The sequence below is a fragment of the Sulfitobacter sp. TBRI5 genome (genome assembly GCF_051013555.1).
Classification (GTDB): Bacteria; Pseudomonadota; Alphaproteobacteria; order Rhodobacterales; family Rhodobacteraceae; genus JL08.
The window spans coordinates 3173694-3191741 of the sequence record NZ_CP112884.1; the positions used below are offsets into that span (position 1 = coordinate 3173694).

The following is an 18048-nucleotide window of genomic DNA, read 5'->3' on the forward strand; positions in this document are numbered from 1 at the left end:
GTTCGCTAAATTCAGTGGCCGGACATACGGTAGGGTAAACCAGTGCTCTGCCCCCAACCCAGGAAACTCGTGCGCAGCAAACGTTACTACCTAAACCTACAGTAGTTATAGAATTTAAAAATACAATGGTGGATTGACGCGACCTTCTCCCATATCCAAAAACTACAACAAAACTTAGCGATTGGGTGAGTCGCCACCTGCGTCAAAGAAATCGGGCTTGCGGATACTCTCGCTTCGGAATCATGCGCCCAAACAACCCGACACCGGCATAAGTTTCCTGCGCCATGCGTAACGCCAGCACCCGCATACTAGGCTCTGGATTTACAAGACCGAAAATTGATGAATTCGGCAAAGCGGACCTTGGTGCGCTCCGCGGCGAATGACTGCCTTGAGCCCAGAGTCACCGATGCTGCGGTTTGCGCGAATGACTGCTTCTCATTACAGAAATGGGGCGCGCCGTCGGCCCATGTGCCGGGCGCATCCCCCCTCAATTTCGATACCTTCTGCCTGCAAAATTCACGGATCAGGCTGGATCATGACATTGGCGCGGAACAGATTGGCTGGATCGACCTTTGCCTTGATGCTCTCAAGCCGCGCCTGATTGGCGCCAAACGCGCCTTTGCTCCGCTCTTCTCCGGCTTCAGGAACGAAATTGATATAGACACTGCCTTCAGCGAGCGGTGTGGCCTTGTCGAACAACGCGCGCGCCCACGTCTTGCAGACCGCATCTTGATTTTCATTGGTCCATCGGGCGTGAATGTTCATCGCATAGCGCGTTTTCCGGTGCGCGTAAGCCATCGCGTCCTCATCTACACGACCTGCTGCCCCGCCCAACTGTGCGACGAATATCTCGCACTCGTCGGTCGGCAGATCACTCGCCGCCTCGACCATCAGGTCGACCACATCGTCAGTTAGTTCCGTGAAGTCGTGCGACTTCCAATAGTTTCTGGCGCCCTCAGTAAGCAGGGGATCGAAGGCCGATTGCCATCCGGTGTAGGGATGCAGTGAAACGCCATCGGCGATGGGGTTACCGATTGACCGCAGCGGAGCCAGTGCCTCCTCGCTCTCGCTAAGCAAACCGGCAAAGGCCATGGGCATCAGCAGGACAGTCTTGCCATGATGCTCGGGCGCAAGAAACGGGAGTGGCGGTGCCTTTCGAAGCACGAACCAGCAGGTCGCTTCGTCGGGCAATCTGGCCGCGATGTCGCGATACATTTTCAGGGCGGATGCTGCGTCCTCAAGCGAATGAACGACCGGACCCGTCATCATCGACGTCTCGACTGGATGAAGTTCGAATTCGAATTCCGTCACGATGCCAAAATTGCCACTGCCACCCCGGATTGCCCAGAATAGGTCTGCGTTTTCATCTGCGGATGCCCTTTTCAAACCGCCGTCGGCGGTCACGATCCGCACCGAGACGATATTGTCGACGGTGTGCCCGTACTTGCGCGACAGCCACCCGTAGCCACCCCCCAGAGCCAGACCGGCGATTCCGGTCGTAGAATTGATCCCGGTCGGCACGGCCAGACCGAAGGCCTGGGTTTCGTGATCCACATCACCCAGCAATGCCCCGGGCTGAACGAATGCCCGCCGCCCCTCAGGATCGACGCGAACGGCCCGCAACCCCGAAAGGTCGATCATGAGTCCATTGTCGCAAACCGCGCTTCCGGCGATATTATGTCCGCCGCCACGCACCGAAGTCAGCAGTCCATGTTCAGCCGCAAACTGGACGGCGGTGATAATATCTGCGGTGCCAGTGCACTCGGCGATCAGGGCAGGTTGCTTATCGATCATTCCGTTCCAGATGCGCCGGGCATTGTCGTAGTCAGGGTGATCCTTGCGAAGGAGTCGGCCCCTCATTGCCGTTTCGAGATCGTTGATCGCTTCTTCGCCAATGCTCATTCGTTCCCCATTCAGGGTTTGAAATTCTGTGCCCATCTTTTCCTCCGTGGTTCTGCGTGGATTCGATAATCACGTTGCAGGTCGGTGGCGCGAAAAACCAGTCCACGGATTGGACTGGTTCGTGAGACGCGCCATGAGTATGTAAGTATAGACGGAGGTAACGTAGATGAGCTCTGAAAAAGGCTACGGTCAGTATTGTCCGCTTGCGATGGCCAGCGAAATGCTCGGCAACAAATGGACGATGCTCGTAATCCGCGAGCTTCTCGACGGATCGAACAGCTTCAACGATATCGCACGGGGCCTGCCGCTTGCCTCTCGATCTTTACTGGCGCGACGGCTGCGTGACCTGCAAGAATGCGGCCTTGTCGAACACCGTGCAGGAACGCGGGGAAAGTCAGGCGACTACCGGCTTACAGAGGCCGGAAAAGCATTGTCGAGCGTGGTTCGTGCGATGGCGATCTGGGGCCAGGAATGGATCGACGAAGAGCCGTCCCTCAAGGACATCGACGTTCGATTTTTGATGTGGGACATGCGGCGCAACGTAAAGCCCGCAAGCTTTCTACCTGACCCGTTCACCGTGCAATTCATCTTTTCGGACGCGCCGGACGGATTGACAGATCATTGGCTCGTTTTTGAAAGCGATGATGTCGACCTGTGCTATGTCGATCCAGGGCGTGAGATTGATGTTTTCGTCGAGACAGATTTACGCACCATGACCCGCGTCTGGATGGGCTGGCGCGATCTCGATGACGCGGTGAGGGAGGGTGCCATCGATATCACCGGTCGAGAAGCAATCGTCAAAAGGTCACGTGATTGGCTGGGCCTCAGCGGCTTGTCCGGTATTTCTAAGCAACCTATAGAAAATCGCGTGGGTGGCGCAGGTTCGACATAGTATCTCTGACGGGGAAGCGGTCATTCGTGTTACTGCCGCGAGTGTCTGAAAAGTCCGCATGTCAGCCATTTGTCGCAGGCGCGGCGAATGGCCGGTTTGGATTTCTGCCCTTTAGACCAATGGGAACGCCCGCTTCGGTGAAACCCTCAGAGTTCTTGCCCTGTTGGACGGAATGCCCGAAGTGTTTCCGGGGGCTGGTAGGATTGGTCCCGCCGATTTACCTGTCGATGGAGGATGTCAATGTTGTCGCTCAAGGGTTTGACCGGACGTTTTGCGAACTTGGCTGACGGGAAACAGAACCTGCCACGCGCCACCTCGATCCCCAAAAGGCCAATGCGTCGTTCGAAAGCCTATTCCACTTGCTGCGCCCTGCGCAGTTTTTCGGCCTCGACCGCTGCATAGATCACGTCTGGGTCCACAATGGTCGGTGGCAGCTCGACGCCCCGGTTGGCCATCACTTCTCCTTCGGCCAAGACGGATTCATCATAGGTTCGCACCACCACTTTGGTGCCGATAGGTGTTCGTTCAGCAAGGTGAATCACATCCTGATTGAACAATCGGATGCACCCGCCAGAACTTGCGTTTCCGATTGACTGCAGGTCATTGGTTCCGTGAATGCGGTATTTGGTATCGCGCCCACCGCGATAAAGATACAGCGCGCGCGCACCAAGCGGGCTGGCGACGCCACCGGGGATGCCTCTTGCAAAGGCGCCATAGACTTCGGGTTCGGTGCGCAGCATGTTTGCCGTCGGTGTCCAGCCCGGCCACGCCTCGCTGCGTTGGATCGTGGCCCGACCCCGAAAACCGCGCCCCTCGCGACCCACGGCAACGGGATACCGTGTCGCCACACCCGGTTCTTCAATAAAATAAAGGAACTTAGCAAAAGGATCGACCACGATTGTGCCGGGCTCTTCATTGCCGTAATACGACACCTCAACACGCCGGTTCGGTTCTTCCAAATACACCGGATCGACGGCTGGAATTGTAATGTCGCCATCCGTTATCGGACCATATGTCCCAACTTCTGCAAGCGGCATATCCCGGGATTGATTGGATGCAGCACAGGCCGATAACGTACCAAGCAGGGCGCACAACAGAACGGTTCGGATTGGGAAAATATTCATTGAAAGTGTCCGGGCAAATATTTGAACCGACATTCCCCAAGTGGCATGCCTTCCGGTGCATCCTGCCAATTCTTTGTGGCCCAATCAATCATCTTTGGCCCGCTGTCTCGCTGTTCAGTTAGGAACGAGAGTGCGTCGTTTTGGTTCCAGCGCAACTTCATCTCCAGAAAGTACCCAGTGCTTGGGGTGTTATATTACCCATCTTCATGCAAGGTACTCTCAACAGCTCGATGATTCCTGGCAGCATGGCGAACGGAAAATCCAACCTTGAAAAAACAGGTGCTAAACAGGGCGCACCGCTTGTCAAACCGGTGCGGCGGGGGAAGCAAAAGCTGCCAGAATTTGAGATGAACGATGATGGCAGTGTTAATGTTATTCAAAGAGCCGACGGCCAAGTCAGCACGTTGTTCGGCGGCTCGTCCAGCGAGTTTGCCGAAGCGCTGCTTATGCACTGGGTAAACGTATCTGGAAAATCAATACACAATCTGAAGGACAAATCATTTGCCGTTGCCATTGTGGCGGAGATTACCCCGGAATATAGGATCGAGGCTATGCTGGCCACGCAGATGACTGCCGTGCACATTGCCACCATGCGCGGCAGATGGCAGGCGTCGATACCTTCCAACAGCTAGAAGTGCATGAGCGGATCGTAAACAAGCTGGCCCGAACGTTTGCCGCGCAAATGGAAGCTCTGCAAAAGCATCGAAACGGTGGCAAGCAAACCGTCACGGTGCAGCATGTGAATGTCGAGGGTGGTGGTAAGGCCATTTTGGGCAATGACACACATAGAGGTGAGGGGTAAGGATGGAAAGTGACGCTAACCCCATGCGCCTGGTTGAGCTGATGAACAATGCGCCGAGATGTTTGGCTCGTTCAAAGTGCACGGGCGCGCGGTGTAAGGGGCCAGCTATGCTTAGCTTCACTGTTACCAAGTTCGACGACTGCTTCGTCCCGCATGTGAGACATACGTCGCAACCGCAGCGAACGTCCGGTCCTGGTGAAAGCAGTCGTTTAGAACCAAAACTTCGAATTTCCGGTTGTGAGCGGCTGCTTAACGCGACGAACCGGCCATCAGAGAAGAACAGTCGAATGATTGCCTTGAGCCCAAAGTGCATAATGCTGCACAACTTTTGAATGTCGGCTGTGCCGTTTCCACAACCTTTGATGCCGTCATTCCGTTCTAGTTGGCGTGCCTCCAATCATGGGCTGGTGGAGAAAAGACGAAACCTAGACTGGACAGTGCCGGCAGATAGCAGATTGCTCAAAGCGCAAAATTGTCCAAACTATGAGGAGCGGGGTCTTAAGCCGCTTTTTATCTGTCACACATGCCTCCGGCACTACGGCTTTGTGTTCAACTCAAGCGAAAGGGCTGCACTTTGGCAAAGCTTTTTATAGGTGGCCTGCTAGGCATTCTTGTCGGAGCGTTGGGGACAACTTTATTCCTTGTTAGTCGCGTGAACGCCCTCGCGAAGGTCGATTTCTCAATCGTGACGCCATCTGTATCATCTGAAGTCTTATTGGCAGTTCGCCAGGCAGAAAGTGATTTCTATGCCCAACAACCTGCGCTCCGCCGTCTGATCGAAAATGGGCAAGATGTCGCTGCGTTCTTGGCCCCATCACTTGTCTACCGGTTTGATTTTTCAGTTGGGCCATTTCGCCTTAAGGGACATACTCTAGATGAGGTTATCCCTTGGGCGCTTCAAAATGGGTATCTCGAACTGCAAAGCAGTCCCCTTGCGGACTTTCACTGGCTCTACGTGTATCTTGCGGAGCAACCAGGTTTGGCGGATTGGGGCGCCGCTGTTCTTCTGGAGCGTTTGCGTCAGAAGCATCCCCAGCTATCAATGCTTTCGTGGCAAGAGATTTCCGCTGATCCAAATCTCATCGCAAAGGTCTATTCCGGCTATATGGGCGCCGGGGGTGATTGGGACGCTTGGAAGGCCGATTTGATACCCGGTAGGGTGGCGGCAGCGCGTATGAAATTGGACCAGCCAGGGAACCTGACAAGTGACTGAAAAAGAGAACTCGAGTAGCCTCTTGGACCGCCTAAGGCGCGCGCCTCTCTTGGTCGCTTTTGGTGTCATTTTTTGTACGTTCTCATCTTGGCAGCGCCTTCGCTCCTTGCCCCCGCAGCAATCTATGCGCACGATCAAGGTCGGCTCTGGGTCGAAAGCGCCAGATGCCTTGATCGACTCGAATGGCAGAAAAGTCCGCAACTCGGTCATAGCCTGCCGCGTAGCGAAGGTCCGCTATGCGGCCTTATGGGTGGCCCATTCTGCTGCAATTTCGTTTGGTTCTGCTCCTTCAGTCGCCCTGCGTTTGAGCTAGCAACTCAGCGCGCCGTTGCCGGAAATATGCTGTCATCTGCCAGCGAAGCAGTCTGTCATCTGAAATAGTCTGGTAGGCAACGCCCATCCGTCGCGCGGCGGTTTTTATTCGGTATTCGATAGAACCTTCCCGACCATCACGGTCTATGAGGATGACCATTGGTTCCTTCGCTGCAACAAAGATCGACAATCAAGACGCGGACATAGATGCTGTTCAATTCGCTTCCTTGAATCAAGGCTTAATGGATTGGCAACAACCCGCGGTATTGATACTTTGTGCCTAATTTCCCTATACACGCAGAGTATAAGGCTGAGGTTTTTGGTGGGGCCTATTACAACCTTAGATGTCAGAGCGACATTTGGTGCTATTGAGCTAAAGAGGAAGGCTTGTTCGTCATGGTTGCACTTCTTATGTCTTATCCGCGCAGCGGAAATCATATGGTCAGGGCATTTCTAGAAGCGGCGAGCGGGCAACCAACCTTGGGCTGCAGAGGTAATTCACTCGACACACCTATTCGTGATCGTTTCTCTGCGGAGAAGATCACACCATTCGAAAAAAGCTCGGAACAGCCAATCGCGCAAAAAATTCATTGGATTTCTGAGGAACTCAGCTTGCGTCGAGACGGATACTTGACCGAGCGTTTGTGCCTCGTAGTACGTGATCCAGCTAAATGTGTCGTCTCACAACTCATCCGAAGCACAAACGATCTCCGCGGAATTCGGAGGTGGAAGAAAGTCAGAAAGCTTCGAAAGCCTGAGAGGATGTCAGGAATTGTTATTTCTGAACTTGAAAATTGGTATGTGCTAATAGATCACTATCTCGCTTCGGATTTGCCTAAGCTTGTCATAGGCTTCGAAGACTTACTATCGCAGAACGGGCTGTCGATCGTGAACGATCAGCTTCTTCCTTTTTTTGGCGCCAGAGGCCGGTTCGACGACGTAAAACGAATGATGACAGTTGCTGAGTTCGGACGTGAAAGCCAGTTATCAGACACGAAGTCCATTCCTGACGCTGTCTACGAGAGTAATCAACTAGCCAGCGAGATAGTGCGTAGTGCGGTTGACTATGAGGAGATTCGCGGGAAGTTGGGCTTGCCTCACACTGACTCGATTGTGCCATTACACGTCGACTGACGGCGGATTATGTTGATCCGATTTGAATATTGATGGGCAGGCAAAGTTTGGAAATATCTGCACCTCCTGCTGTAGATAGTGTGCATTGAACGGTGCCGAGGAGCGAGATTTGCGGCAATCCATTTGTCTGCTCAGGGCTCGATGCGGTCATTCGCTGCATTTTGCACGAACGTCCGGTTTTGACCGCCAACGTCAATTTGGATTGACCACAGTGCGAGGCTAATACCGAGACGTATTCCTTCGACCCGAAGCCCTGCCCATGGCTATATGTATATATGTCCTGTTTTTTGTGACGCGGATTTGCGTTTTTTGGCGAAATGCGTCACAATTTTTGGGACAGTTTTGCCTGTTTCCCACTGTTAAAACAGCGCACCGTCACAATCATTGTGACAGGGTGTCCTGTTTTTTGTGCGGGGCTTTCGTTTTTAGGTCCATGACATGAAGCGCTTGAGGGCAGGTTTCATATCTGGCGTTGCTTCTTCATCCAATGCCCACATGGACGCTTTGCCAATACCGGACGGGCCAAGATGCGGCCCCTGCGTCATGCGGATAAAGCCGCGTTTCTGAAGTTCCTCAAACCATGACCCGACCGTATTGCGGTGAGCGTTCAGCGCCTTGGCCGCATCACGGTGGCTGAGATGGATACGCCCGTTGTTCACACCATTGTAGCGTCGTTTCAGTTCCACATAGAGTGCCCTTGGCCCCGGCTTCAGTGTCGCCCACGCTTTAGAGGATTGCAGCCATTCGGGAAGCTGGACGTGACGCCCAGCCCCTCGTTTATGTTTCTTGTAGGGCTTAGTGGCCATCCAATGACGCCTCCCCATATGCCAGGAGCGCATAGGAACGGGCGCTGGGTTCGGGCAGGCCATGTTTGCGCATGATGCGCCGTACGGCTTGTGATGGCGGCTGGCACCGTTTTTTATCGCCTTTCATGCTGTCCGGCCTATCGTGTCCGGCAGTTCCGCCAACAATGACATTTCAGAGGGTTCAATCTCACATTCTAGCAAGGCGCACGCTCGGATGAGAGCTTTGCGGGTCCGGAAGTAGCCCAAGCCCCGCCAAGGCCGCTCTGCGCCACCTGATTTGCGGCGCTGGGTTATCCATTGGATGCCATCCCCGCAGACAATCACGCGGTGTTTATGGTCCGATACGGCGACTATTGCCCCGTAGGTGTCGGAGGTTTCGTGACAGGCTTTGCGCATGATGCGCGGGTCGATCTGTGAGGACGTGCTGTTCATGCTGCGCTCCTTTCCTGCAACACGGACACGGACGCATCACACGCAAGCGTGTAGCGGGCATGGTGACCAGAATATGCGCCGCCGTGGACAATCATCTCTGTATTGATCGGAATACCCATGCCGCGCAGTTCGTGGACATAGGCTGACCAACGCGGCGCGGGGTGTTCAATCGGCGTGGCGCCTCGTGCGCCAGCTTTGGCAAGTTGTGCCATAGCCCAGCCCAGACGGCCCTTTAGTTCAAACGTGCGGGGGCAATCGCCGCCCAATATGGTGACGTGAATATGCATTTCTGCCTCATTGATTTTTGAGGGGCAGAGCGGTATGAGTTAGCTGCTTAGACTATCCAGCGCCCGGACCCTCTGTTTCATGGTTCGGGTGTTGTTTTATCCGGCAGCACCTTTTGAAACAGGACGGCTTGCCAACCAAGCCTCAATGGCGGTTGAAGGCCACGCGACCGCACGCTTGCCAATGCGGATGGGGCGGGGGAACTCTCCTGCATCCATCATGGCATAGATACTGCTGCGGCTTAGACCTGTTGCCGTTTCAACGGCACGGCGGCGTAAGTACTCTGAAGACATAAATATCCCTCGTCTCAATGACCCTTGCGCAATTTTCATTGCAACTTGGCCCTAATTTTGCGATGGATGAACGGGAATAGGGACTGACTTTCTATCCTGTTCCGGTTGCTTTGACCGTTGGCGCGGTCAGGGCAACCCATCGGGCTTATCGCTTTGTTCCCGACAGTTACATTTTACCACAGTTGATTCCCTTGCGGCAACATCTTGCGGATGTTCCCGATTGGTTCAATTTATCCCCAACGGTTCCTTAGCGCAAAATGTATGTTTTTGTGGATAGTGTGTGGACTCAGAGATAAGACAAAATTCTACGCACAGCATTGGACGGTCCCAATAATTTGTGGATTGCTCACCCAGAATTGGCTCTATTATCAAGCTTCTTCTTCGGTTCCGGAAAGAGTTTTGCACAAGTTACAGGCTTAGAGTGACGATGTTCGCGCTACTCTCGTGCACATAGGCATCCCACCCGTTCATTACCTTTTTCCGCTTGTCGAAAAAGTCGGACCGCGCATAAGCCGCCTCGGCCTTGTTCTGCACAACTTGCGCCAACGCTGCTTCGGACACATCGCGGAGTGTGTTGGTGCGTTCCTGCGCCCATGTCTTGAATGACGTGCGGAACCCATGCACGTCTACGTCATAGCCCAACGATTTAGTCAGCTTGGAAAGCGTCATGTCGGACAACGGTTTGCCATGCACTGTGCCGGGAAAAACCAGACCCTCACCCGTCCCCAACTTGCGCGCCTCTGACAGCAATTCTAATGCGCGGCCGGAGAGGGGGACGCGGTGTTCCTTCTTGGATTTCATGCGCTGTGCTGGGCGTGTCCAGATACCTTGCTCAAGGTCAAATTCCGACCAATCCGCCAAGCGCACTTCGCCGGACCGTGATGCGGTCAGGATTAACAGCTCCAGCGCCAACTTGGTTGCGTCCAACGCATCTGACGCTTTGAGCGTTTCCAGAAATTCCGGCACCTTGTCGTAAGGCAGCGCCTTGCGGTGTGCTGGCGTTCTATCTTGTTTAGGTAACGCGCTGGCAACAGAAATTGCGGGGTCGTCTTGCCGCCAGCCATTTGCAATGGCCCATTTCATAACCGTCCCGATGCGTTGCTTGACGCGACGAGCCGTTTCAGGCTTTTCCAGCCATATCGGTTGCAGGACCGCCAGCACGTCCGCTGTGGTGACTTCTGACACCTTCAATTTACCAATGCGGGGAAAGGTGTAGGTTTCCAGCGTCGATATGAATTGGGCCGCGTGTTTTTTGTTGCGCCATGTCGGTTCATGGATCTTGTGAACTTTGCGGGATGCCTCCTCAAACGTCAGCAAAGCTTCTGAAGTGCGTTTGGCTTGCAGGGGGTCGCCGCCCGCCCGCGCAAGCTTGCGGTTCTGCAATGCCGTTTCCCGCGCCTCTGCCAAAGTGACCAGTGACGCGCTCCCCATCCCAATCTCGGTCCGCTTGCCGCGAATGACGATGCGTTGCACCCAACGTTTTGCGCCGGATTTATCGACCTTGAGTAGCAGGCCGTGACCATCGAAGTATTTACCAGGGGTGGTGACAGTGCGCACAAAAGCGGCTGACAATGCCTTTTCCGACCGCTTGTTAGGCGCATTGTGTTCGATTGCTTTTTCTGCGTCCGCCATTTCGTCCCCCATCGATAGTGGGAATATGGGGGACAGTACTGGAACAATCAAGATCTATAACTGCCTTAACCAACTGATTTAAAGCATTTTAAGGAAATGCTTGGAACTAGATATGGCGGATCTTGGGTCCGCCATTTCACAACAATTTTCACGGGTTAACCCCTTTTGTCGGCTGAATGGGCCTGCGTCTGCTTGCCTCTTTTGATGCAACTGCATAGCGTGCGCGCGACACTTCAGAAAAGGGTTTAGTATGGTCAAACGGAACGTAGTGCACGGGTTGCAGGTTGCACAGGAACTGGAAACATTCATCAACTATCACGCCTTGCCGGGTACCGGGATTGAAGCGGATGCGTTCTGGTCGGCGTTTTCCGCATTGCTTCATGATCTTGGTCCGGAAAACAGCGCGTTTCTGGCGCGGCGCGAAGAATTGCAATCCCAGATCGATGCATGGCACATCAAACGCCGCAACCAGCCCCATGATCACGATGCCTACTGTGCCTTTTTAGGCGAGATCGGCTATCTTCTTCCGGAAGGCGATGATTTCGAAATCGATACCAGCAATGTGGATTCTGAAATTGCCAACGTGCCGGGGCCGCAACTGGTGGTGCCGATCACCAATGCCCGCTATGCGTTAAACGCGGCCAATGCCCGCTGGGGCAGCCTTTATGACGGGTTTTACGGCACCGATGCGATGGGCAGTGCGCCGCCCAAGGGCGGGTATGACAAGGGGCGCGGTGCGCGCGTTGTGGCCCGCGCCCGTGTGTTTCTGGACGAAGCGTTTCCGATTGACGGGGGCAGCCATGCGGATGCGCGCCGCTATCATATCAGTGACGGGGCGTTGCTGGTGGATGATCAGCCCTTGGTCGACCCTGCAAAATTTGTCGGCTATCGCGGCCATCCCAAGGCGCCCGATGCCGTGCTGCTGGTCAATCATGGCCTGCATGCGGAACTGGTGTTTGACCGCACCCACCCGATTGGCAGCCGTGATCAGGCCGGACTGGCCGATGTGGTACTGGAAAGCGCTGTGTCCGCGATCATGGATTGCGAGGATTCGGTGGCCTGTGTGGATGCCGAAGACAAGGTGCTGGCCTATGGGAACTGGCTGGGCCTGATGAAGGGCGATCTGAGCACGGACGTTGAAAAAGGCGGACGCACCATTGAACGCAGGCTGAACCCCGACCGTACCTATACCGCGCCGGACGGATCGGACGTGACGGTCAAGGGCAGGGCGCTGATGCTGGTGCGCAATGTCGGCCACCTGATGACCAACCCCGCCATTCTGGACAAGGATGGCAACGAAGTGTTCGAAGGGCTGATGGATGCCATGATCACCACCCTGATCGCCATGCATGATTTGCAGCGCGACGGGGGCAATTCGTTGCGCGGATCTGTTTACGTGGTGAAACCCAAGATGCACGGCCCGGACGAGGTTGCCTTTGCCGACCGTACGTTTTCACGGGTCGAAGATGCGTTGGGCCTGCCGCGCCACACCGTGAAACTGGGCATCATGGACGAAGAACGGCGCACTTCGGTCAACCTCAAGGAATGTATTCGGGCAGCCAAATCGCGGGTGGCGTTTATCAACACCGGCTTTCTGGACCGCACCGGCGATGAAATCCACACCTCGATGGAGGCGGGGCCATTCAGCCGCAAGGATTTCATCAAGCGCAAGGCGTGGATCACGGCCTATGAAAACCAGAACGTGGATATCGGGCTGGCCTGTGGTTTGCAGGGGCGCGCGCAGATCGGCAAGGGTATGTGGGCCATGCCCGACATGATGGCAGCGATGCTGGAACAGAAGATCGAACACCCCAAGGCGGGTGCGAATTGCGCCTGGGTGCCCAGCCCGACAGCCGCCACATTGCACGCGCTGCATTATCACAAGGTCGATGTGTTTGCGGTGCAGGATAAAATCCGTGCGGGCGGGCGTCGCGCTTATGTCGATACGGTTCTGGACATTCCGCTGGCGGCCTATCGCAAGTGGAGCGATGACCAGCGCATCCGCGAAGTTGAAAACAATGCACAGGGTATTCTGGGCTATGTGGTCCGCTGGATCGATCAGGGCGTTGGTTGTTCCAAGGTGCCGGACATGAACAATGTCGGCCTGATGGAAGACCGCGCCACCTGCCGTATTTCAGCTCAGCATATCGCGAACTGGCTGCATCACGAGGTGGTCAGCCAGGAAGAGGTGATGGGCGCGATGCAAAAGATGGCGGCTGTGGTCGATGAACAGAACGCAGGCGATCCCGGCTATCGCCCGATGGCACCGGATTTTGACGGAATCGCGTTTCAGGCGGCCTGTGATCTGGTGTTCAAGGGACGCGTGCAACCGTCTGGTTACACCGAACCGGTGCTGCATGCGCGCCGCCTTCAATTCAAAGCACTTTCATAAAGGGATGAACCGGATATGGCCGAGATCAGTTTGAGAAAAGCACGCACCATCGTGCGCAAGACACTGGAAAAAAGCCGCGAAATGGGCCTCAAGCCGATGAGCGTTGTGGTGCTGGACGCAGGCGGGCACGTCAAGGCGTTTGAACGCGAAGACGGCGCCAGCCCCGGCCGGTTTGACATCGCGCAGGGCAAGGCCTACGGCACTGTGATGCTGGGTATGGCCGGCACGGCACAAATGGCCCGCGCCGAAAGCCAGCATTATTTCATGACGGCGGCCAACGGCGTTTATGGCGGCAAGGTTATTCCTGTTCCTGGCGGGGTGCTGGTACGCAATGCCAAGGGCGACGTGCTGGGCGCGGTCGGCGTGACCGGCGACACCAGCGACAAAGACGCCGAAGCGGCCATGGCCGGTATCGAAGCGGCAGGACTGGTTGCCGAAATCTGACGGGCGTACCCGTTGACCAAAAAAGGGCCGGTGCTGATCAATGTGCAGCACCGGCCCATTCTTCAAGTGGCGCCGATCAGCGCTCGTCGATGCAGGTTTTGACCATTTCGATGGCTTTGAGTGTGCCGGTCAGATCGACGACAAAGGCGAATTCCTTTTCCGGAAAAACCACCATTTCATACTGGCGAGCGATGTCTTCGATGAATTGCGGGTCATCGGCCAGAACGTAGCCGCCCGAATAGCCTTTGGTAATGTTGCCGCGCATCCCGGTGGCTTCGCCAAGATACACGTTTTCCCCGATTGCAATGGCAACGGCTTCCTTTTCATCCTTTTTGACAGTGGTTTCACCTTTGGTGAACACACCGACATAGGCGGCCGATTTATCTGCGGTCAGGCCCATCTGGACCACGTTTTCCAGATCGTCGATTTTTTCGATCAGGCAGGAATTCTTTTCAACGTCCACGAAAACCTTCCAGCCTTCGACTTCGCCGTATTTTTCGAATGTTTCAGCAGATGCGGTTGTTGCGGCAAAGGCCAGTGCCGCGCCACAGGAAATAAGGGTCAGGGATCGCATTGTTTGTTCCTTTCTTGAAATAGAACTTGATGCCATGGGATGACAGCAATGAACATAAATCTACCATAGGGATTTCAAGAGCAAAGGGCATATGGCCCGATTTACAAAACTTTCACGAAAAAAAAGACGCCCGAAGGCGTCTGAATTCTTTGAGGTTTGTCCTTGGGTTATCCGCCCCAGGTTCTGACGGGTCCGCAATCCATATGGACAAAGTTGGACCCTGAATATCGTCCTACACCCCCGGCGCGGCAGGCCGCTGCGGCCTTGGCCATCTGTCCGGTCGAGCGCGAGTTGAGGCGCAAATCTGCGGCCTGGCCCTTCATGTGAAGGGAGTTCTTGGCAACACCGCGGGACCGCGAACGCAACATCGCATTGGTTTGCGGGCTGCGATAGCCCGAAAGCAGCATATAGGGTTCGTTGATGTCCATCATGTTATGGGCGGCGGCCATGATATCAATGGTGCGCAGGTCCATTGTCTTTACGCCGTCTGTACGCCAGTCGCGCATGAAGTAGTTCACTTCGTTCACAGCGTCCTTGATGTACTTGCCTTCGACCCAATAGATCATGTCGATGCGTTCACCGGTGCGGCCCGAATACATCCGGATGCGGCGGATATCGCCTGATCCGCGCAAGAAACCTGCTGCGTTCGAAAATGTGGGTGCTGCCGTGACGGCAGTCGCCGCGAACGCACCCAGAAGGGCACGCCGGGTAAGACCCGTCGATATAGAATCTGTCATGTTACTGCTGTGTCCCGCACATGTTTTTGTTCCTGCCCGCCCGTGATGTTACACGGGCATCCATCTATCCCCAGATGCATCGACGTTATTGCATACGAAGATTCGTGAACCAAGCACGGATTGTTTCGATTTGACGTAATTGCGGCATTTCGGCGGGTTCTTGCGCAAATCTGATTGGTCGTTCAGATCCCTCTCGCGAATACGATGCAAGGTTGCACCAGCGTCAACTTGCTTTTTGACCCCGCGCAAATGTGAATGGACATGCCTGCCCGCCTTGCGTGACATGAAGGGACATCGCGTTTGAAACAAGAGGATAGCAATGCATCTGGTACACCGACTGGTCCGAGTTTCCCTGTTTTCGTTTTGCATTGTGTCCCTTGTGGCCTTGATGGGTATGGCCCGCCCGGTGGCGGCGCAGGTTACAGCATTCAAACAGGCTGTCGCCGAGGCCGCATCGCGCGACAAGGACATTGCAGCGTTTTACCAGTCCAACGGTTATGCACCGATCTGGACAGGCAACAGCGAACAGGATCGCGCACGGCGCGGGGAACTGATGCAGGCGCTGGCCCATGCCGCCGAACATGGATTGCCCGACGCACGCTATGACATCGAAGGATTGATGGCGCAGACCAAATCCGCCCGCAGCGCCCGTGACATGGGGCTCTTGGAAGTGGAATTCAGCAAACGGTTTCTGGCCTATGCCCGTGACATTCAGACCGGGGTGGTCGTGCCGTCTTCAATTGATCCGGGCCTGGTGCGCACAGTTCCCTATCAGGACCGCGCAACATTCCTGCCGGAATTTGCAACCGCCGATCCGCGTGACTATCTGCGCGACCTGCCGCCAAGAACGCCCGAATACCTTGCTTTGATGAAGGAAAAGCTGAGGCTTGAACGGGAACTGGCGCGTGGTGGCTGGGGCCCCACGGTGCCGGGTAAAAAGCTGGAATTCGGGCAAACCGGCTATGCCGTCGTGGCCCTGCGCAACCGTCTGATCGCCAAGGGCTATCTGGAGCGGACAACAACGCGCAGCTTTGATCTTGAAATTCAGACTGCCGTGCTGGCCTTTCAGACGGCCCATGGCCTGACGCCTGATGGGGTGGCCGGCGGTGATACACTTGCCGAAATCAACCGATCCATGCAGGACCGGCTTCAGTCCGTGATTGTCGCAATGGAGCGGGAACGCTGGTTGCCGCGGGATCGCGGCGAACGTCACATAGCGGTCAACCTCACGGATTTTTCCGCCAAGATCTACGACAGCGGCAAGCTGACATTCGAAACCCGTTCCGTGATTGGGAAAAATACCAGTGACCGCCGCAGCCCCGAGTTTTCCGATGTGATGGAATTTATGGTGATCAACCCCAGCTGGTATGTGCCCCGTTCGATCGTGACCAAGGAATACCTGCCGCAACTGCAGCAGAACCCGAATGCGGTGGGGCATATCGAAATCACCGACAGCCGGGGCCGCAGGATCAACCGCGAGGCGACGGACTTTTCCCAGTTCACCGCGCGCAGCTTTCCGTTTGCGATGCGCCAGCCGCCCAGCCAAAGCAATGCGCTGGGGCTGGTCAAGTTCATGTTCCCCAACCCCTACAACATCTATCTGCACGACACCCCCGCGAAAAACCTGTTCGGTCGCGAGGTTCGGGCCTATTCGCATGGCTGTATCCGGCTGGCCGACCCGTTTGATTTTGCCTACACGTTGCTGGCCAAGCAGACGGATGACCCCGAGGGCTTTTTCAAGAGACAATTGAGCACCGGCAAGGAAACACAGGTTGATCTGGTTCAGCCCGTGCCCGTGCACATTATCTATCGCACCGCATTTTCCGACGCCAAGGGCGCCATCCAGTACCGCCGCGACATCTATGGCCGTGATGCGAAAATCTGGGATGCGCTGCAATCAGCAGGGGTGGCGCTGCGGGGCGTTCAGGGGTAATCACTGGCCCAAATGTGAGGGCCAAAAGATGCAGTACACTGTTCAGGAAATTGCGGATGCCTTGGGCGCGCAGGCCTTTGGCGCAACGGATTTGCGCATTACCGGGGCTGCGGAACCGGCCGATGCCGGACCGGATGAACTGGCGCTGGCGACCAACGAAAAATACGCGTCCGGATTGGCAAAGGGTCAGGCCCGGGCAGCAATGCTTTGGGACGGGGCCGATTGGCAGGCGCTTGGGCTGAAGGCGGCGATTGTCGCGCCTAGACCGCGCTTTGCCATGTCGGGCCTGACACGCATGCTGGACCGCGGGCAGGGGTTCGGGCAGGGGATACATCCGACAGCGTTTGTTGATCCGGCGGCGCACGTGGCCGACGATCTGTGCCTTGGCGCGTTCAGTGTGATCGGGCCGGGTGCAAAAGTGGGCACGGGTGCTGTGATCGGGCCGCACTGCTATATCGGGGCCGATGCGGTGTTGGGCAATGACGCGTTTCTGCGCGAATCCGTAAGCATCGCAGCGCGCGTTGTGATCGGGGACCGGTTTGTTGCCCAACCCGGTGCACGTATCGGCGGCGACGGCTTTTCCTTTGTCACGCCTGAACGCTCGGACGTTGAGGTGGCGCGCGAAAAACTGGGCGCGGATGCAGAGCGCAAACCCCAAAGCTGGGCACGCATCCATTCTCTGGGGTCGGTCCGGATCGGTGACGACGTTGAAATCGGATCCAATACCTGCATTGATCGCGGCACCATCCGAGACACCACCATCGGCGACCGCACCAAGATCGATAATCTGGTGCAGATCGGCCATAATGACGAGATCGGGCGCGATTGCCTGATCTGCGGACAGGTCGGGCTTGCCGGGTCCGCGCGCATTGGAAACAACGTGGTTCTGGCCGGACAAAGCGGTGTGTCCGACAATATTTTTGTCGGGGATAACGTGATCACGGGCGGGGGCACCAAACTGATGTCAAACGTGCCTGCGGGCCGGGTGATGCTGGGCTATCCGGCGATCAAGATGGAAAACCACATGGAATCCTACAAGGGTTTCCGCCGGTTGCCGCGGCTGTTTTCTGACGTTGCGGCGCTTAAGAAAGCGGTTTTCAAGTCCGGTTCCAGTGACTAAGTCACAAGGGGCACCCATACA

Annotated in this window: 17 protein-coding genes; 9 read left to right on the forward strand and 8 right to left on the reverse strand. The window is 55.7% G+C overall.

Features of this window, described 5'->3' with window-relative positions:
- Positions 1-516: 516 nt before the first annotated feature.
- Positions 517-1938 (reverse strand): FAD-binding oxidoreductase, encoded by a 1422-nt coding sequence (locus tag OLX72_RS15945; RefSeq protein ID WP_114870424.1) that lies wholly within the window; start codon positions 1936-1938, stop codon positions 517-519.
- A 130-nt stretch (positions 1939-2068) separates the two neighbouring features.
- Between OLX72_RS15945 and OLX72_RS15950 the strand changes: the two genes are divergently transcribed.
- Positions 2069-2794, forward strand: coding sequence for a winged helix-turn-helix transcriptional regulator (locus tag OLX72_RS15950; RefSeq protein ID WP_114870425.1), 726 nt, complete (start codon positions 2069-2071; stop codon positions 2792-2794).
- 350 nt (positions 2795-3144) lie between these two features.
- On the opposite strand, the gene OLX72_RS15955 is transcribed toward OLX72_RS15950, so the two are convergent.
- Positions 3145-3918: a L,D-transpeptidase gene (locus OLX72_RS15955; RefSeq protein ID WP_254684586.1), complete on the reverse strand. Its 774-nt coding sequence runs from the start codon at positions 3916-3918 to the stop codon at positions 3145-3147.
- Between the two features lie 206 nt (positions 3919-4124).
- Between OLX72_RS15955 and OLX72_RS15960 the strand changes: the two genes are divergently transcribed.
- The 4 genes from OLX72_RS15960 (at position 4125) to OLX72_RS15975 (ending at position 7379) form a co-directional block, all read left to right on the forward strand.
- On the forward strand, positions 4125-4550 hold the full coding sequence (locus OLX72_RS15960; RefSeq protein ID WP_433989076.1) for a hypothetical protein: 426 nt from the start codon (positions 4125-4127) through the stop codon (positions 4548-4550).
- Positions 4520-4720 (forward strand): hypothetical protein, encoded by a 201-nt coding sequence (locus OLX72_RS15965; protein ID WP_162798036.1) that lies wholly within the window; start codon positions 4520-4522, stop codon positions 4718-4720. The genes OLX72_RS15960 and OLX72_RS15965 overlap by 31 nt, the downstream gene beginning before the upstream one ends.
- Positions 4721-5294: 574 nt before the next feature.
- Positions 5295-5933 (forward strand): hypothetical protein, encoded by a 639-nt coding sequence (locus OLX72_RS15970; RefSeq protein WP_162798057.1) that lies wholly within the window; start codon positions 5295-5297, stop codon positions 5931-5933.
- Positions 5934-6641: 708 nt separating this feature from the next.
- The gene (locus OLX72_RS15975; protein ID WP_433989077.1) at positions 6642-7379 is read left to right on the forward strand and encodes a hypothetical protein; all 738 of its coding nucleotides are present in this window, start codon (positions 6642-6644) and stop codon (positions 7377-7379) included.
- A gap of 425 nt (positions 7380-7804) precedes the next feature.
- Here the strand turns inward: OLX72_RS15975 and OLX72_RS15980 are convergent, their stop codons facing one another.
- The 4 genes from OLX72_RS15980 to OLX72_RS15995 all read right to left on the reverse strand — a co-directional run bounded on the left by OLX72_RS15980 (position 7805) and on the right by OLX72_RS15995 (position 10827).
- Positions 7805-8065, reverse strand: coding sequence for a hypothetical protein (locus tag OLX72_RS15980; RefSeq protein ID WP_433989078.1), 261 nt, complete (start codon positions 8063-8065; stop codon positions 7805-7807).
- Positions 8066-8613: 548 nt separating this feature from the next.
- Positions 8614-8904: a winged helix domain-containing protein gene (locus OLX72_RS15985; RefSeq protein ID WP_433989079.1), complete on the reverse strand. Its 291-nt coding sequence runs from the start codon at positions 8902-8904 to the stop codon at positions 8614-8616.
- Positions 8905-9000: 96 nt separating this feature from the next.
- Positions 9001-9234, reverse strand: a complete 234-nt coding sequence (locus tag OLX72_RS15990) for a helix-turn-helix transcriptional regulator (RefSeq protein WP_433989080.1) — start codon at positions 9232-9234, stop codon at positions 9001-9003.
- Positions 9235-9603: 369 nt separating this feature from the next.
- Positions 9604-10827 carry a tyrosine-type recombinase/integrase gene (locus OLX72_RS15995; RefSeq protein WP_433989081.1) on the reverse strand — a complete coding sequence of 408 codons (1224 nt, stop codon included), beginning with the start codon at positions 10825-10827 and terminating at the stop codon, positions 9604-9606.
- Between the two features lie 250 nt (positions 10828-11077).
- Here OLX72_RS15995 and OLX72_RS16000 point away from each other — a divergent pair, with 250 nt between their 5' ends.
- Together OLX72_RS16000 and OLX72_RS16005 are read left to right on the forward strand one after the other, a co-directional pair.
- Positions 11078-13219 carry a malate synthase G gene (locus OLX72_RS16000; RefSeq protein WP_433989082.1) on the forward strand — a complete coding sequence of 714 codons (2142 nt, stop codon included), beginning with the start codon at positions 11078-11080 and terminating at the stop codon, positions 13217-13219.
- A gap of 15 nt (positions 13220-13234) precedes the next feature.
- A complete protein-coding gene (locus OLX72_RS16005) occupies positions 13235-13663 on the forward strand; it encodes a GlcG/HbpS family heme-binding protein (RefSeq protein WP_114870186.1) in 429 nt (142 codons plus the stop codon).
- A 76-nt stretch (positions 13664-13739) separates the two neighbouring features.
- Here OLX72_RS16005 and OLX72_RS16010 read toward each other — a convergent pair whose 3' ends face one another.
- On the reverse strand, positions 13740-14237 hold the full coding sequence (locus OLX72_RS16010; protein WP_433989083.1) for a hypothetical protein: 498 nt from the start codon (positions 14235-14237) through the stop codon (positions 13740-13742).
- Between the two features lie 167 nt (positions 14238-14404).
- Entirely contained in the window at positions 14405-14974 is a 570-nt protein-coding gene (locus OLX72_RS16015; RefSeq protein ID WP_433989084.1) for a YcbK family protein, read from the reverse strand.
- Between the two features lie 319 nt (positions 14975-15293).
- On the opposite strand from OLX72_RS16015, the gene OLX72_RS16020 reads away from it, so the two are divergent.
- Positions 15294-16907 (forward strand): L,D-transpeptidase family protein, encoded by a 1614-nt coding sequence (locus OLX72_RS16020; protein WP_433989085.1) that lies wholly within the window; start codon positions 15294-15296, stop codon positions 16905-16907.
- Between the two features lie 28 nt (positions 16908-16935).
- Positions 16936-18027, forward strand: a complete 1092-nt coding sequence (gene lpxD, locus OLX72_RS16025; RefSeq protein ID WP_114870182.1) for a UDP-3-O-(3-hydroxymyristoyl)glucosamine N-acyltransferase — start codon at positions 16936-16938, stop codon at positions 18025-18027.
- Positions 18028-18048 lie beyond the last annotated feature (21 nt).